The sequence below is a fragment of the Thalassospira sp. MCCC 1A03138 genome, assembly GCF_002115785.1.
Taxonomy (GTDB): Bacteria; Pseudomonadota; Alphaproteobacteria; order Rhodospirillales; family Thalassospiraceae; genus Thalassospira.
Genome location: NZ_JFJY01000013.1, coordinates 16,370 through 30,854, shown reverse-complemented (window position 1 = coordinate 30,854; position 14,485 = coordinate 16,370). Strand labels below are relative to the sequence as shown.

At 56.0% G+C, this 14,485-nt stretch carries 11 protein-coding genes; 5 read left to right on the top strand and 6 right to left on the bottom strand.

All coding sequences use genetic code 11. The annotated features are described in order from the left end of the window. The first annotated feature begins 182 nt into the window (after window positions 1-182). Window positions 183-848, top strand: a complete 666-nt coding sequence (locus TH468_RS19945; RefSeq protein WP_085646205.1) for a LysE family translocator — start codon at window positions 183-185, stop codon at window positions 846-848. Between the two features lie 71 nt (window positions 849-919). Here TH468_RS19945 and ilvD read toward each other — a convergent pair whose 3' ends face one another. Beyond that, window positions 920-2,773, bottom strand: a complete 1,854-nt coding sequence (ilvD, locus tag TH468_RS19940) for a dihydroxy-acid dehydratase (protein ID WP_085646204.1) — start codon at window positions 2,771-2,773, stop codon at window positions 920-922. Between the two features lie 500 nt (window positions 2,774-3,273). Between ilvD and TH468_RS19935 the strand changes: the two genes are divergently transcribed. Further along, on the top strand, window positions 3,274-5,337 hold the full coding sequence (locus TH468_RS19935) for a tetratricopeptide repeat protein (protein WP_085646203.1): 2,064 nt from the start codon (window positions 3,274-3,276) through the stop codon (window positions 5,335-5,337). A gap of 5 nt (window positions 5,338-5,342) precedes the next feature. Here TH468_RS19935 and TH468_RS19930 read toward each other — a convergent pair whose 3' ends face one another. Further along, entirely contained in the window at window positions 5,343-5,987 is a 645-nt protein-coding gene (locus TH468_RS19930; protein ID WP_085646202.1) for an HAD-IIIA family hydrolase, read from the bottom strand. Window positions 5,988-6,204: 217 nt separating this feature from the next. Between TH468_RS19930 and TH468_RS19925 the strand changes: the two genes are divergently transcribed. Continuing rightward, the gene (locus TH468_RS19925) at window positions 6,205-7,080 is read left to right on the top strand and encodes an AEC family transporter (protein WP_085646201.1); all 876 of its coding nucleotides are present in this window, start codon (window positions 6,205-6,207) and stop codon (window positions 7,078-7,080) included. Window positions 7,081-7,085: 5 nt separating this feature from the next. On the opposite strand, the gene TH468_RS19920 is transcribed toward TH468_RS19925, so the two are convergent. The 4 genes from TH468_RS19920 to glmM all read right to left on the bottom strand — a co-directional run bounded on the left by TH468_RS19920 (window position 7,086) and on the right by glmM (window position 10,228). Continuing rightward, entirely contained in the window at window positions 7,086-7,442 is a 357-nt protein-coding gene (locus tag TH468_RS19920; RefSeq protein WP_085646200.1) for a hypothetical protein, read from the bottom strand. Beyond that, window positions 7,439-7,981 carry a DinB family protein gene (locus TH468_RS19915; RefSeq protein WP_085646267.1) on the bottom strand — a complete coding sequence of 181 codons (543 nt, stop codon included), beginning with the start codon at window positions 7,979-7,981 and terminating at the stop codon, window positions 7,439-7,441. Before TH468_RS19915 ends, TH468_RS19920 begins: the two co-directional genes overlap by 4 nt. A gap of 32 nt (window positions 7,982-8,013) precedes the next feature. Next, entirely contained in the window at window positions 8,014-8,814 is an 801-nt protein-coding gene (gene thiD / locus TH468_RS19910) for a bifunctional hydroxymethylpyrimidine kinase/phosphomethylpyrimidine kinase (RefSeq protein WP_085646199.1), read from the bottom strand. Between the two features lie 64 nt (window positions 8,815-8,878). Beyond that, the gene (glmM, locus tag TH468_RS19905) at window positions 8,879-10,228 is read right to left on the bottom strand and encodes a phosphoglucosamine mutase (protein ID WP_085646198.1); all 1,350 of its coding nucleotides are present in this window, start codon (window positions 10,226-10,228) and stop codon (window positions 8,879-8,881) included. Between the two features lie 305 nt (window positions 10,229-10,533). On the opposite strand from glmM, the gene TH468_RS19900 reads away from it, so the two are divergent. Both TH468_RS19900 and TH468_RS19895 read left to right on the top strand, forming a co-directional pair. After that, the gene (locus TH468_RS19900; RefSeq protein ID WP_168177198.1) at window positions 10,534-12,513 is read left to right on the top strand and encodes a sensor histidine kinase; all 1,980 of its coding nucleotides are present in this window, start codon (window positions 10,534-10,536) and stop codon (window positions 12,511-12,513) included. After that, on the top strand, window positions 12,510-14,483 hold the full coding sequence (locus TH468_RS19895; protein WP_085646196.1) for a sensor histidine kinase: 1,974 nt from the start codon (window positions 12,510-12,512) through the stop codon (window positions 14,481-14,483). The genes TH468_RS19900 and TH468_RS19895 overlap by 4 nt, the downstream gene beginning before the upstream one ends. Window positions 14,484-14,485: the final 2 nt, after the last annotated feature.

Below are 14,485 nucleotides of genomic sequence, written 5' to 3'. Positions count from 1 at the left end.
ACTCCACCTGTCTGGAAAATCTCCCTTAAGCCAGACAAAAAAGACAGCCTCCAGAGCATATTGCTGTCTTTCACTTGGCCGGGTCTCATGACCCGGCCTTTTTTCAGGCGGTATAACGGAAATCACTTTGCCGAAACAAATTCATCTACGCTAATCTTGTCCTGAGCATTGGGGAGAAGATCATGGAAATATCGATGCTGATCGGGGCGATGGTCGCGGCCGCCATCTATACCCTGACACCCGGCCCGGCCTTTTTGGCGATGCTGGGCATTGGTGCCGCACAGGGGCGAAAGGCAAGTGCGGGTTTCCTTTTCGGGCATTTTGCCGGGGATATCATGTGGGCTAGTCTGGCGCTGGTGGCGATCATCGGGTCACGCGTCCTTGATCCGATGGTGTTTGATATTCTGGCGATGATTTGCGGAGTCTACCTGTTTTGGCTTGGTATCCGGGCTGTCACCGCCAAGCGCAAGGTCGATGGCGCGGTTGCCATCACGGTTCGCAACCCGTGGCGGCGCGGCATTATTTTCGGGATCACCAATCCCAAGGGATATCCGGTCGCGGTCGCGATGTTCACAGCCCTCCTGGCACAGGATGCCGCGTCGCTTGGCTGGGACAGCATGACGGGGCTTTTACTGGCGTCTGCCGTCGGATTTCTGGTCGCCGATCTGATCTTGATCTGGATTGTCGGACTTGGCGTGTTGCGCCGGATGTATCAGCGCCACGAAATCTGGATCGTACGCGCCACCGGGGTTTTATTTATCGGTTTTGCCGTTCAGGCAATTGCCAATGCCCTGCCCAACCTCGGCCAGAACCTTACACATGGGTTCAGCACGCTTCGCAAACCCTGATCATTCTCGCGCCAAAACAAAAGCCGCCCGGCGAACCGGGCGGCTTTTTTTGATGTTATGGTCTGAGCGACTTAAAATTCGACCTGCGTCACATCGCGAACAGCACCCTGATCGGCACTGGTTGCAAGCGCGGCATAGGCACGAAGGGCCGTTGTCACCTTGCGCTTGCGCGGCTTGGCCGGTTTCCAGGCATCCTTGCCCTTGGCTTCCATTTCCTGACGGCGCGCCGCCAGAACCGCGTCATCAACCGCAATCCTGATCGACCGGTTCGGAATATCGATTTCGATGATATCGCCCGGCTCGATCAATGCGATATCCCCGCCTGCCGCGGCTTCCGGCGATACGTGGCCAATCGAAAGACCCGACGTCCCGCCCGAAAAACGCCCATCGGTGACAAGCGCACAGGCCTTGCCCAGCCCCATCGATTTCAGATAGCTGGTCGGATACAGCATTTCCTGCATGCCCGGACCACCTTTGGGGCCTTCATAACGGATGACGACAACATCGCCTTCCTTGACCTCGCCCCCCAGAACCTTGGCAACCGCCTCGTCCTGGCTTTCGCAGATTACGGCCGGACCGGTGAATTTCAGGATGCTGGCATCGACACCGGCGGTTTTAACGATACAGCCATTGACCGCCATATTGCCAAACAGAACCGCCAGACCGCCATCCTTGCTGTAAGCATGTTCGATATCGCGGATGCAGCCTTCTTTTTCATCCAGATCAAGATCGTCCCAGTAACGTTCCTGACTGAACGCCGTCTGCGTCGGGATGCCACCCGGCATGGCGCGGAAGAATTTATGCACCGCTTCGTTCTTGGTGCGCCGGATGTCCCATTTTTCAAGGGCATCGGCCATGGTTTTGCTATGCACCGTCGGCACATCGGTATGTAGCAAACCACCGCGTTCCAGCTCGCCCAGAATACGCATGATGCCGCCAGCACGATGGACGTCTTCCATGTGATACAGCGGATGCGAAGGCGCAACCTTTGACAGGTGCGGGATCTGGCGCGACAAACGATCCATGTCGGCCATGGTAAAGTTGACTTCGGCCTCGCGCGCGATTGCGAGCAGATGCAGAACCGTGTTGGTCGAACCGCCCATGGCGATATCAAGCGCCATCGCATTTTCAAAGGCCTCGAACGTCGCGATGCCCCGCGGGGTCGCGGTAACGTCTTCTTCCTCGTAATAACGCCGCGCCAGCTTGACGGATGTACGCGCCGCCTCAAGGAAGAGTTCCTGACGCGCGGCATGCGTCGCCAGCACCGAACCGTTACCCGGCAGCGCAAGGCCAAGCGCCTCCGCCAGACAGTTCATCGAGTTGGCGGTAAACATCCCGGAACACGAACCGCAGGTCGGGCATGCCGAACGTTCGACAACCGCAACCTGTTCGTCCGAAATTTTCGGATCGGCGGCTTCGACCATCGCATCAACAAGGTCAAGATGACGTTCCTGACCATTAATGGTGACCTTCCCGGCCTCCATCGGGCCACCGGAAACGAACACCGCCGGAACGTTAAGGCGCATGGCGGCCATCAACATGCCCGGCGTGATCTTGTCACAGTTGGAAATGCAGACCATCGCATCCGCGCAATGGGCATTGACCATATATTCAACGGAATCCGCAATGATTTCACGTGACGGCAAGCTGTAAAGCATGCCGTCATGGCCCATCGCGATACCGTCATCGACCGCAATGGTATTGAATTCCTTGGCAACACCACCGGCGGCTTCGATTTCGCGGGCCACCATCTGACCAAGGTCTTTCAGGTGAACGTGACCAGGCACGAACTGGGTAAAGCTGTTGACGACCGCAATGATCGGCTTGTCAAAGTCTTCATCCTTCATGCCCGTGGCGCGCCAAAGGCCACGCGCACCGGCCATATTGCGGCCATGGGTGGTTGTACGGGACCGATATTCCGGCATGGTCGAACCTCTCTATCTTCGCGGGGTGTTTATCATTGTTACATATTTAGGGGTTCTAGCACAGTCTTCGCGCCGAATGACAGTTTTTTGCCCGAAAATTTCGTGTTTTTGCGCCATATGGAACGAATGCTACCTGAAAGATAGCAGACCTTTCCAAGGCAGCACTTTCAATCACCAGGTTAACTTTCGGTAATTCCACCACCTTCCCATCGCCAACCTACCCGAAAGACCCCAAATACTATCCCATTAGATAGGCGACGACCTCGACCACAATCCATATCTTAATAGGTGATTATCGCCGCCAGGCGATTCTCCCACTCCCATTCTCGCCCCGGCCTGCGTCGCAGGCTCGGGGTTTTTTTTATGCTTTTCCCGGCCCCATCATTCCTTTTCCTGAAACAGTGAAATGCTTTAAAGCAATGACAGAACGTTCCTTTTTCTGCATGCTGCCCCATATGACAGCGATCAGGACTGTCCATCTTACGAGGTAAAGCATATCGATGTCGGCCGATCTCAAGACCCTGCTCAGGCGTGGACTAAGCGCGCATGAAGGCAACCGTCCTGACGAGGCCGAGAAGATTTACCGTCGTGCGCTGTCGCTTTCGCCCGGCAACCCCGAAGTCGAACATCTTCTGGCAACTCTTCTGACCGGTATTGATCGCCACCGCGAAGCCCTTGAACTGTTTGATAGCTGCCTGCCGCGACTTGGTGCCAACCCGGCAGTGCGGTGCAATTTCGCGATTGCGCTGGAACGGGCCGGGCAGATCGAAAAGGCGATTGACGAATTCCGTCAGGCCATCAGCTATCATGGCGATTTCCCGACCGCCCTTTATCATCTGGCACGCCTTGAAATGCCGCGCGGCCATATCGGGCAGACGGTGGACCTTCTGGGGCGGTTGCTGGGCCTGAAACCCGATCACTTTGACGGGCTTTTGCTGTTTGGCAAGGCATTGCACGCACTGGGGCAGGAAGAAGCAGCACTCGCATCGCTTGACCGCGCCGCCGAGGCCGCCGGCATCACGCCAGATATGATTTGCCGTGTCGGGGATGTGTCGCTGCGGCTTGGCTATCCCGGCATGGCGCAAAACCTGTATCAACGCGCGCTGAGCATCGATCCCCGCAATGTCCCGGCCCTGCACGGTTTGGGCCGTGCGCTCTCGGCACAGGGCGATTATGCCAAGGCGATCGCGATCCTTAAAACCGCCAAGCGCCTTGCCAAGGGCAGGATCGAAATCGATCTTGAAATTGCCGATATCGAATTGCGGTGCGGCGACGTCGCAAGTGCGATTGCCGAACTGACCGTGCTTGTGGAAAAACACCCGGCAAATGCGGATGCCCACACAGCCCTTCTGGCCGCGGTTGCCAGACTGCCCGATATCGGCGGGGTCGAATATCTTAAACAGGCCCGCCAATGGGCACGCAGCCACATGCCAGCCTTGCCCGAACCGAAATTCACCAACAGCAAACAGGTCGATAAACGGCTTCGCATCGGATGGCTGTCACCGCATTTTTGCGAACATGCTTCCTTCGCCCTGCTTGCGGGAGTTGCCCGGCACCTTAACCGCAACGAGGTCGAACTGTTTCTGTATTCGGCCACCCCACGCCCGGACCAAACCACCCGTTCATGGCAGGTCATGGCCGATGGCTGGCGCGAGGTTTACGGCCAAAGCCCGCTTCAGATCGTTGAGCGCATCCGCAAGGACAGGATCGACATCCTGTTTGACCTGACCGGCCCGGTCGCAAATCAGCCGATCACGGTATTTGCCCATCGCGCTGCCCCGGTTCAGGCCAGTATCGCACCAATGACGACGGGCATCAGTCAGATGGATTACATCCTTGTCCACCATCGCGCGATCCCGGCCAAACCGGCCGAAAACAAGCTGTTTTGTGAAAATGTGCAACATCTGGGATCGGGGCCTCTTGCCTATGTCGGTGCGGATGATGCCGCCATGCTCAGCCTGCTTCCAGCCGCAATTGACGAGGCCGTGACCTTTGGTTGCTTTGACCAGTTATCAAACATCAGCGACGCCAGCCTGAACTGCTTTGCCCGCGTTTTAAATAAGGTCAAAAACAGTCGCCTTGTCATTCAGGATGATGTTCTGGGCGATGCCTTTGCCAAAAAGACGATGCTGGATCGTCTACGCCAGGCCGGGCTTCACACGGATCGTGTCAATCTGATTGGTGCGGTAAACCCCGAAGATAAACCCGATCTTTACGCCCGGATCGATATCGGCTTGGCCCCGTTCCCGATGATCGATATCGCGCGCTATTTTGATATGCTCTGGCACGGTATTCCGTTTGTCACGATGGCGGGTGAAACACCGGCATCACGCGCAGGGCTTTGCCTGTTATCCGATATCGGGCTCGATGCGCTGGCGGCGGAAACGCAAAAGGGTTACGTCGAAAAGGCCGTCCTTCTGACACAGGATATCAACGCCCTTACCACCATTCGGGCAGGCATGCGCGACCGGATGAAAAACAGCAAGGCCATGAACGGTGCGGCCACCGCGCGCGAACTTGAAGAAGCCTGCCGGGATATGTGGAAAACCTGGTGCGCGTTATGATGCGCCTAACGCGCCAGAACACCGCGCGCGAAAAGTTCGGTCACTGCGGCCTGCAAATCATAGGCGATAAAGTCCGCCTCTGCCGCCTCGGGCCAGGTGGTTTCCTTTGCCCCGTGCCCGGTCTTAACGATCACCGCATGGGTGCCCGCCGCACGTCCGGCACGAATATCATTGATCCGATCCCCGATCAGAACACTATCGCCCAGCGAAATCACAAAATCCTCGGCCGCCGCAAGGATCATGGCCGGGCCCGGTTTGCGGCATTCGCTTTCACGGCGATATCCCTCAATCCCGTCGGGATGATAGGGCGAATAATAAATCCCCTGCACCGATGCCCCCGCGCGCGCCAGCATCGCAAGCATCGCCTCATGCAGGTCACGAAGGCCCGCCTCGGTCAGATAACCCCGCGCCACCGCCGACTGGTTGGTCACGATCACAACCGGAATACCGGCATCATTAAGCTGTTTGATGGCTGCGGCGGTTCCGGGAATCAGGGCAAGATCGTCAATCTTTGACAGATAATGGACTTCTTCATTCACCACCCCATCACGATCAAGAAAAACCGCAGGCACAGGATGGCGCTGATCGCGCCAGCGCGGAGCCGGATCGATGAAATGGCGGTGAACGAAATCGTATTTTCTGGGGCTCATACCTGACCCTGTCTTTTTGTCTCTGAGGCTGATTGACGGGCTAACATGCACCATCAACATCCGGAATGACAAGTTTTCACGACGCAGGTTTGCGTCGACTTATCGCGATGCGGAAAACCAACTGGTATTACCATTATTCGCTTGCCCCGCGACTATCGGTCATGACAATTTCACCCGGGGGCCATTGGGGCCAAGCCATCTGGGGATACTGAATTTCATGTTTGCCGATATCTTTGCCATTCTTGCACCGGTTTTCATAACCACGGGTCTTGGTTATATCTGGGCACGGTCCGGCAGACATTTCGATACGGGACTGGTGACATCCATCGTCACCTATTTTGCCACCCCCTGCCTGACCTTTGCCGCCCTTGCCACGGTTGATCTTGGTGCGGATGCGCTGGTATCGATGGGCACTGCCGCCCTTGCCGCGAACATCATTTTCGTTCTGATCGGCTGGCCGATCCTGAAAGTTTTCAAACTGGCCCCGCGGACCTATCTGCAATCGCTGACCTGGCCGAATGTCGGCAATGTCGGTCTGCCGCTTTGCATGCTGGCTTACGGGCAGGATGGTCTGGCACTGTCGGTTGCGTTTTTTGCGGTTTATGTGGTTTTGCAACTGACCATCGGGGTGGCGTTCGTTTCGGGCAGTTTCTCGCTTAAATCGATCATCAAGATGCCGATCATTCCGGCAACCCTGATTGCAACCGGCTTCCTTGCGACCAATACCGAAGTCCCGGCATGGCTTTACAACACGACCAACCTGATCGGACAGCTGACCATTCCGTTAATGCTGTTTACATTGGGTGTGTCACTGGCCCGCCTCCGCCCGGTTAGCCTCGCACGCAGCACCGCACTTAGCATGCTGCGCCTTGCCATGGGCTTTGCGGTTGGCGTCGGACTTTCCGAAGTCATGGGGCTTACCGGGATCGAACGCGGGGTCGTCATCCTGCAATGTTCGATGCCGGTTGCGGTGTTCTGCTATCTGTTTGCGCAGCTTTACAACCGCGAACCAGAAGAAGTCGCCGGTGTGGTCATCAGTTCAAGCTTCCTTGCCGCCATCGCCCTGCCCGGCCTGCTGTGGTATGTGCTTTAGACTGTTTATTCGATAATCAGGCGATAACTGCCATTGCCCGCACCATCGCGATAAAACCCGACAGCACATTCTGACCGTCCCTTTTGCAGGTCCGCATCCCCGTTTTCAGTTGCCAGCTTGGCAAGATGTTCGCGGCATTCGGCAACGTCATCAAACCTTGCATCCGAAATACGGATATCGGTCTGTTTCTGCGTATCGGGATAATAAACCGCCGTCACCTTTTCCCACGGGGCCGCGTCATCCGTCCAGATCAGGTCGGCCACGAAACGGCGTGATCCATCGGCAATCGTGGCGACAACCAGTGCCGTCACCGAGATCAGAAAAAGACGCCGTTTGGTTCGATCCGTCAGTCTGAATGTCATGCGCCGTCCCAACCAAGGTCGTGAAAATCGGTGCCGCGAAATTCGGCATCACAATCAAGATAATATTCGTCAAGCTGCGGCGGCTTTTGCGATGTACCGCTCAGCATCGCATGCACCTGCCCGCGATGATGGGTCTGATGCACGAAAAGATGCGATAAAACCGCCGCCGCCGTTTCATGCGCGGTCTTCCCGTTACCACGATCCAACGCCACCAGCCGAGCCGCATCGGCATCCGACAGGTTTTCACAGAATTTCAGCAATGTCTGATCGCTGTCACGCTGGGCATCGGAAAGTGCCGCGATATCGGAAAACGGGTTTTCCTCGACAAAACAGCCCCGCCCGCGCCCACCGGCCACAAGGGCATCAATGTAAAACCAGTCGACAATCAGGATGTGATTAAGCGTCCAAAGGATCGTCGGAAAGAACGATGTGCGCTCCGCATTCAGCTCCGCGTCACTCAACCGCGAACAGACCGTTAGCAAGCGATGATTGGACCACGCATTATTCCGCGCCTGATGAAAAAAGGAGGTTCCCGGCATGGCATTTTCTCCCTGCATGAAACCCCGTCCCCTTACTCGCCGGTAACGGGGTGGGCATGGTTAAGCGGACCATTGCCCTTGCCAAAATCAGGGGCGGTGCGGATCGCTTCGCGCACAAACGCCCGCGCGCGTGCCACCGCATCGCTCAACCCCATGCCCTGCGAAAGCCCGGTGGCAATCGCACTGGCAAGCGAACAACCCGTCCCATGGTTGTTTTCCGACGGAATACGATCCGCCTCAAACCCTTCGATATCGCCATCATGCCGCCAAAGGATGTCGACAATGCGATCCCCATCGGCATGGCCGCCCTTGACCAGCACCGCCTTGGCACCCAGTTCACCGATCTTGCGGGCGGCTTCGATCATGTCACCCTCGGTCAAAATCTTCATCCCCGAAAGCACTTCGGCTTCTGGAATATTGGGCGTCAGGACGGTCGCCAGTGGCACCATGTTTTTGATCAGCGCATCAACCGCATCTTCGTTCAAAAGACGCGATCCACTTTGCGATATCATCACCGGATCAACAACAATCGGAATATCGGCGGCTTTGTCCCGGATGAATTTTGCAACCGCTTCGATCACCGGCACACTATGCAGCATACCGGTCTTGATCGCATCGGCCCCGATATCATCAATCGTGACTTCGGCCTGATGGACGATCAGTTTCGGATCAATGCCCAGAACATCAAAAACACCGGTGGTATTTTGCACCGTCAGCGCCGTGATAGCGGTTGCGGCATATCCACCCAGAACAGTCACGGTTTTGATGTCGGCCTGAATTCCGGCCCCGCCGGAACAGTCAGAGCCCGCAATGATCAATACGCGACCTTTCATGATCGACCTCCAAGCACTTCTGATATTCGGTCCAGGGTCAGGCCCCTAAGATAGTCCTGCTGCCTTAACCCGCAACAGCCATGATTTCGGCAACAATGCCATCAACGATCTGTTCGACCTTGATCGCATCATCCCCTTCGGCCATCACACGGATCAGCGGCTCCGTGCCCGATTTGCGGATCAGAACACGACCATCTCCGTTAAAGGCCCGTTCGGCACTGGAAATCGCATCAACCACGCTGCTTTGTGACAGCGGATCGGAACCCGCCGCATACCGCACATTTTTAAGTATCTGTGGCAGCGGATCGAACACGCGGCTCATTTCCGAAACCGGACCTTCACGATCGGCCAGAACCGCCAGAACCTGAAGGGATGCCAGCAAGCCATCACCGGTCGATGCAAAATCCGACAGAACGATATGACCGGACTGCTCCCCGCCAACGTTGCAATCAAGGGCGCGCATCTGTTCCACAACGTAACGATCCCCGACCTTGGTACGGATCAGGCGCAACCCATTGCTTTCAAGGTAACGTTCAAGACCAAGATTTGACATCACCGTCGCAACCAGCGCATTGCCGCGCAACTGCCCGGTGCGTTTCCAATGCGTGGTGACAAGGCCCATCAACTGATCGCCATCAATCAACTGGCCTTTTTCGTCGCACATCTGAACCCGGTCGGCATCGCCATCCAAGGCAATCCCGACATCGGCCTTTTCGGCCAACACCCGGTCACACATGGTCTGGGTGTGAGTCGATCCGCATTCGGCATTGATGTTAAGGCCATTCGGCTTGGTGCCGATTTCAATGACGTCCGCGCCCAATTCCCGCAACACCTTGGGGGCGACGGAATAGGCCGCACCATTGGCGCAATCCAGAACGATCTTGAGCCCCTCAAGCGTCACCGAAGACGGCAGCGATGATTTGACCGCCTCGATATAGCGGCCCGGCGCATCATCAATGCGCTGCGCACGGCCAAGCTTGTCGGCAGCCACCAGCAACGCCGACATGTCGCTATCCATCATGGCTTCGATCTCAAGTTCGACCTCGTCGGACAGTTTGAAACCATCCGGGCCAAAAAGCTTGATCCCGTTATCCTGAAACGGATTGTGCGAGGCGGAAATCATCACACCAATATCGGCCCGCATCGATTTGGTCAGCATGGCAACGGCCGGGGTCGGCATCGGCCCGACCAGCATCACATCCATCCCCATCGACGTAAAACCGGCAACCAGCGCAGGTTCAAGCATATAGCCCGACAGACGGGTATCCTTGCCAATCACCACACGATGACGATGATCGCCACGGGTGAAATAATGGCCGGCGGCCATCCCGACCTTAAGCGCGACTTCGGCTGTCATGGGGGCGGTGTTGGCGGTTCCGCGAATACCGTCGGTCCCGAAATATTTACGGCTCATGCTCGTCTTCTCTGCTTCCATCCCCGCACATCGGCGTGCGGGTTATTTTTCCTGACGCCGGTTATATCAAAGTGTCCGCGCAATGCTACCGGCAAGTGACCGATTATACCTCTCATAAGCAACCGATCCGTTAATCGCATCCTTTACCCTTCGCTTATAAAAGCCATGACCTTACTTTTAAAACCCGGTATCTAGGATACGAAGCGTTTGAATATTCCGAAATCGGGGGCATTTTGCGGAAAACCGGTTACCGCAAGGATTATATCACAGGGATCATATTGCAGGTCATCATCGCGATGATTTTCATGACCCGCCCTGCCCTTGCCCATATTGGTCCTCATGAACTTGTCATCGGATCTTATTCTGCGGATCAGGATGATATTGACCTCGCCCCCCTGATCGAACGCCTGTCCGCCAAACGACAGGTCAGAACAGCCGCCGATGTTACGATGCTTCCGGCCGATGACTTTACGCCGATCACGGGATCATCGGGTGCGGGTTACACGCTTGAAACCGTCTGGTACCGGATGCAGATCCATGTCACCAGGGCCGGGGAAGCCCCCCTTCAACTCAGACGCTATCTGGAAATTTCCCCACCCTATCTGAACCGAGTGAGGCTTACGATACTGGATGCCACGACGCGGATGACGGTTTGGAACGATGTCGTTGGGGACCATATCCCCCCAAACCCGTCAGAAGCCCGTGGGCGACAGCATCTAAGCGCATGGCCAAACCTGTCGGCAGGAAAATACTGGCTGGTGATCGGCGTTTCAAGCAACAGCGCCCAGCTTTTGAATGCGTCTATAAAATCCGATACATCCCTGATCACCGAAAACGTGCAGGATACGTTTCTGTACGGGCTTTATCTTGGCATCCTTTTAATCGGCTTCATGGTCTATTTCACGCTGGGTCTGCTGATCCGCGACCGGGCGATTGTCTGGTACGGGCTTTATGTTCTGGCCCTGTTTACCGGAACGGCGGGCATTTCTGGCTATGCCCAGCTTCTTCTGTCCGGCACATGGCAATTTGCCAGTGATGCCATCACCGGTGCTGGCACGGCCTTCTCGCTTGCGACCAGTGTGATGATGTGGGCCTACATCATTGAACTGGACAAATACAAGCGCACCGTATTCACGGCTCTTGCGGTTTACGCGGCACTTGCAAGCCTGTGTTCCCTGACATCGGTCAGCGACCTGTACATCCATTTTGCGCGCAGCTTTTTCCTGTTCCATATCGGTGTGCTGCTGATCCTCTATGGCTATCTGTTCTATTTTGGTGCGACCAAGCCCGATGCGCCAAAGCTTCGGATCTATTTCGTCGCATTGGGATTGCCCGCCGCGGCGGCAATCGTGCATCTGTTGATGCTGATGGGCCTTGTTCCGGCCAACAGATTTACCAGCAACTGCTATCAGGTGGCATCACTTGTGCACCTGCTATTGCTTGGCATTGCCATGGCAGGCCGAACATACGCACTTGCCAGCCAGCGTGTCACAGCCGTTCAAAACAGTACGCGCGCCAATCAGCTCGCCGACGAGCAGCGCGAATTCATCACCATGCTATCCCATGAATTCCGAACACCACTGGCCATTATCCAGCGCGCCGCCGAAATGGTTTCGCTTCATGTTCGCGATGCCCCGGAAGCCATAACCAGCCGTATCGCAACCATTCGCAGAAATGCGACCCAACTGTCTGAACTGGTGAATGTGTTCCTGACAAAGGAAACACTCGATAGCACCAATTTCCGTATTTCCCCCAGACCAACCGTTCTGGCACCGTTCCTGCGCGACCTTGTCCTCCGACGTCAGCGCGAGACGTCCGATCATGACATTGAGCTTGAAGAGGTGGATTTTACCGCCGCAAGCATCGACAGAACCCTGATCGAACGCGCGATATGCAATCTGATTGAAAACGCCCGAAAATATGCCCCGGATGCCAGTGTTCGCATCGGCTTCACCCACCGCAGTGATGGAAATGTCTATATCCGCGTCACCGACAATGGCCCGGGAATTTCACCCGATGATCTGTCGCTTGTTTCCGACGCATTTTACCGTGGCAACAGATCTGGCAGCACCCATGGCGTCGGTCTGGGTCTGCATATCACCAACCGGATCATCATCGGGCATATGGGCCGCATGACAGTCAGCGTAGGCGAAAACGGTGGCACCACCATCCTGATTCGCCTGCCCTATGACCGCGAACTGACCAAAAACAACATTGAAGCGGCACGCACCACCAATCTTGATCCCCCGACGGCACCTGCCTCCGACCCGGAAAATGCGTCATGAGGCATCCGAAAAACCGACCGATGCTTTTCTGTTTCCGGCTCCTGCTGGCGCTACTGACCATGCTGTCGGTCACGGCCCCGCTGTCCCCGGCCACGGCAACAGAGGTCGGCAAACTAACCATTCTGCCGGGTATCTCGGCCCCTGTGAATTTGCATGATCACGTTCTGTGGCTTGAAGACCGGACAAACGATCTGACACTCAATGACGTTTTGAACCTGCCAATCGATGATTTCACCCCAAGTACCGGCGTGCCAAGTTTTGGCTATACCGGCGACAGCGTCTGGTACCGGCTGCAACTGTCTGTTCCGCAGGGCCTGACACAATCCCTGCAACTTGAAATTCAGCCAAACTACATGAATTTCATTGATGCCTATCTGATCAGGCAGGGAACATCTCGCCATCTTTGGCAAAGTCATATGGGCGATCATGTCCCGGCAGGCCTGCGCCCCACCCGCGGCAGCCAGCAGGTCGACCGCTTCCCGCCTCTCGAACCGGGTGATTATACTCTTTTCATCCGTACCAAATCGAACAGCACCCAGTTATTGATCGCCAAACTTTGGCCAACCGATCAACTTATTTCCAGTCTGACGCTCCGCGACGGGGCAATGAGCATCTATTTCGGTGTCATCCTGATGCTCGGCGTGGTTTACACGGTTCTGGGCTCTCTCGTCCGGGATCGTGCGATTGCGACATATGGTGTCTGTGTTGTTCTGGTGGGCGCACTGGCATCATCGGTCAACGGACTGGTGCTATCGATCATTCAGCCCGAATGGCCATATGCCAATGATCTGATTGTCGGGTTGACTAATGTGATCGGCTCGACCGCCTCTGTCTTTCTGTGGTTCTATATTCTTGATCTTGGCAAACAGAATGTTGTGATCGCGCGGATCGCTAAAGTCTATTGCGGGCTTTCGGTTGCCTGCGCTCTAACCGTGACCACCGATTTTTATGCGCTTTACGGCACATATATCGTGCCGCTGCATGCCGCGTTACTCACGACACTGTCCCTGATTGTTGCCTATCGGATCATCCGGGCGCCAAGGCAGTGGCTTTTGTGGATCTATCTGGTTGTCATTGTGATCCCGATCGGCGGGGCCGTGCTGTTGCAACTGACCCATGCCGGATTGATTGCCGCCACGCCGTTCCGGCTTGGCCTGCATCAGTTCACGCTGTTTTTCCATATGTGCGCGATGGGTATCCTCATGGGGTTCCGCCTTTCGCAGATCGAAAGGGAACGCATGAACATGCTTAGGGTCACCGCGGCAACAACATCGCTTGTCGGGGAACAGCGAAAACTGATTTCCATGCTCTCGCACGAATTCCGCACACCGCTTGCGGTTATTCAACGATCTTCCGAAATGCTTCTGCTTCGGCTGCGCGATGCCCGCAGCGACGTCACCGACCGCCTGCAACGCATTCAGGATCAGGCACGCAAACTATCGCGTCTGGTGGATATTTTCCTCAACAAGGATGGCATCGATGACGGTGACTTTGCGCTGGCCCGCGAACTGGTGCCGGTCAATCGTCTGCTGACGGACTTTGTCGCAGATACATCGCGCGCCGATGCCGAAATCACCTTGGAATGCGTCGGGACCGAACAGCTTGAAACCTATGTCGATGCCACACTGGTCGGGCTTGCGATCACCAACCTGATTGAAACCGCACGGCGCTACGCCCAAGGATCTCCAATCCGTATCAAGGTTCGTCGCAATGGCGGCTGGCTGGTGGAAATCGATATTCCCTGCCACGGCAAGGATTTGAACAGCCAGGAAATCCTGCGCATCAGTGACGCCCTCTTTCGCCAGGATATCGGGCCAACCGCAATGCAGAATGCGCTGGGGCTTCATATCTCGCAGCGCATCGTTGATGCACATGGCGGATCGATCAAATTGCGCGATAAGGGCACCGACGGGATCGAGCTATGCCTGTTGCTGCCATGCGAAGACAGCACCAGGTCGTTCGACATCTGAAC